Source organism: Ornithinicoccus halotolerans, assembly GCF_009602535.1.
Lineage (GTDB): Bacteria > Actinomycetota > Actinomycetes > Actinomycetales > Dermatophilaceae > Ornithinicoccus > Ornithinicoccus halotolerans.
The window spans coordinates 1-2,058 of sequence record NZ_WIQI01000193.1; the positions used below are offsets into that span (position 1 = coordinate 1).

The 2,058-nt window shown below is 77.5% G+C and carries 2 protein-coding genes and 2 pseudogenes; 3 read left to right on the top strand and 1 reads right to left on the bottom strand.

Annotated elements, in window-relative coordinates; translation table 11 throughout:
• Positions 1–352, top strand: a pseudogene (locus tag GFJ45_RS15905) (hypothetical protein); the annotation flags it as partial.
• A 10-nt stretch (positions 353–362) separates the two neighbouring features.
• On the opposite strand, the gene GFJ45_RS15910 reads toward GFJ45_RS15905, so the two are convergent.
• A complete protein-coding gene (locus GFJ45_RS15910) occupies positions 363–650 on the bottom strand; it encodes a helix-turn-helix domain-containing protein (RefSeq protein WP_153399033.1) in 288 nt (95 codons plus the stop codon).
• A gap of 153 nt (positions 651–803) precedes the next feature.
• Between GFJ45_RS15910 and GFJ45_RS15915 the strand changes: the two genes are divergently transcribed.
• Together GFJ45_RS15915 and GFJ45_RS15920 are read left to right on the top strand one after the other, a co-directional pair.
• Positions 804–1,481: a hypothetical protein gene (locus GFJ45_RS15915; RefSeq protein ID WP_153399036.1), complete on the top strand. Its 678-nt coding sequence runs from the start codon at positions 804–806 to the stop codon at positions 1,479–1,481.
• A pseudogene (locus tag GFJ45_RS15920) lies at positions 1,478–2,058 on the top strand (AAA family ATPase); the annotation flags it as partial. The gene GFJ45_RS15915 and the pseudogene GFJ45_RS15920, both read left to right, overlap by 4 nt.

The following is a 2,058-nucleotide window of genomic DNA, read 5'->3' on the forward strand; positions in this document are numbered from 1 at the left end:
CAGGCTCACGGTGCGCCGCATCTCGTTGAGTACCTGCCGTCCGGTGCGCTCCACCGTCAGCAACGACTGCCGTGCGGTCTCGGTGCGGGGGCTGGGGGGACGCGCCGACCCGGTGCCGCGGCGGACACGCCGGCTGGACCTGCGGCAGGTGCTCCGCGCGCTGGCGCGGGACCGCCGCCCGGTCCGGCTGGTCGACGTGGACGGCGCCGCCCTGCACGGGACCCTGCAGGGCGTCGGGCGGGACCACGTCGACCTCGCCGAGCATCCCGACGACGTCCCGCCCCGCCCGGGCGAGGTCCGTCAGCTGTGGTCAGTGCCGTTCGCGGCGCTGGCGGCCTGCTGGGAGCGCTGACCCGCCCGCCTCAGGGCCGCCGGTCGTCCTGCCGCCCGTCGGCCGTGTCCTCCTCACCGCTGCCCGGCCCGGGGGTCACCGGCTGCCCGCCCGCCTGCTGCCGCTCGATCGCCTCGCGGGTCTGGGCGTACAGCCGCTCGATGTAGGCCTCCAGCTCGCTGGCCTCCACCCGCCACGCACCGCGGCCACCCACCTTGATGGCCGGGAGGTCCCCGCTGCGCACCAGCAGCTTGACCTGGGTGAGGGAGACGTTGAGCGTCTCCGCCACGTCGGTCAGCGTCAGGAACCGGGGGGTCACGGGCTCTCCTTGCGGTGCCGGTCGGGACGCGGGGAGTCTACCGACGCGGCGCTGGTCCCGGGACGGCTGTGGAGGACCGGTGTGCCGGTCCGGTGGCCACCGTGCTGTGGACGGCTGCCGCGGCCGGTCCGGGGCCACTACCCTGCGGTGCGGGTGCCGCAGCACGGGGAGGCAACGATGTCCGGGGAGCAGGGAGCCACCGCCCGCAGGGTGCGCCGGCCGGCGTGGAACGACACCCGGCTGCTGGTGGGCCTCGCCCTGGTGCTGCTGTCGGTCGCCGGCGGCGCCCGGCTGGTGGCATCGGTGCAGGAGTCCACGCCGGTCTACGCGGCCGGCCAGGTGCTGGTCCCGGGCGAGCGGGTCGACCCGGAGGACCTCGTGGTGGTCGACGTGCGGCTGGCGGAGGGCGCGAGCCGCTACGTCGACGCGGGGCAGGGCTGGCCGGGGGAGCTGTACGCGCTGCGCGTCGTCGGGGAGGGTGAGCTGCTGCCGCGGGCGGCCGTCGGCAGCGAGCGGCAGGTCCGGGACCGGACCGTGACCGTCCCGGTCGACCCCGCCACCGTCGAGGGCCTGCAGCAGGGTGCCAGCGTCGACATCTGGGTGAGCGCTCGCGACGAGGAGGCGGTCGGGGAGCGGTACGAGGCGCCGGCGCTGGTGCTGCAGGAGGCGACGGTCGCCGGGCTTCCCCAGGAGCGCGGCGCGCTGGGCGTGGGCAGCAGCAGCGCCGCGGTGCAGGTGGTCGTCCCCCAGGAGGAGGTATCGGCCGTCATCGCCGCGGTCGACCAGGGCGGCAAGGTGACCCTCGTGCCCGGGGCCGGGGGCACCGGGTGAGCGAGAGCCTGCCGCTGCTGACCGCCGTCGGCCACCGCTGGGAGGCCGACCTCGCCGAGCGGCTCGGGCGGTGCCCGGGCGTGCACCTGGTGCGGCGCTGCGCCGACGTCGCGGAGCTGCTCGGCGCGGTCGAGGCCGGGCTGTGCGCCGTGGTCGTCGTCTCCAGCGACCTGCGGGGCGTGGACCGGGACGTGGTCGGCCGGCTCCACGACGCCGGGACCCGGGTGCTGGGAGTGCACCCGCCGGGCCAGCCGGAGGCCGCCGACCGGCTCGCCGCCTGGGGGCTGCGGCACGTGCTGCCCGCCGACGCCGGGCAGGACCGGCTGGCCCACGAGATCGACGTGCTCTGCGCCTCCCCGCTGCCCGGGGCGGGTGCTGTCGCCGACGACCCCGGTGCGTCGCCGGGAACCACTGGCGACGCCGACCGTGCGCACGCCGGTGACGCGGGAGCGCAGCGGGGCGAGGACGGGAGGGTGGTCGCCGTGTGGGGCCCCACCGGCGCGCCGGGCCGGACCACCGTGGCGGTGACGCTGGCCGCCGAGCTGGCCAGGATCGCCAGCATGGTCGCGACCCCGGC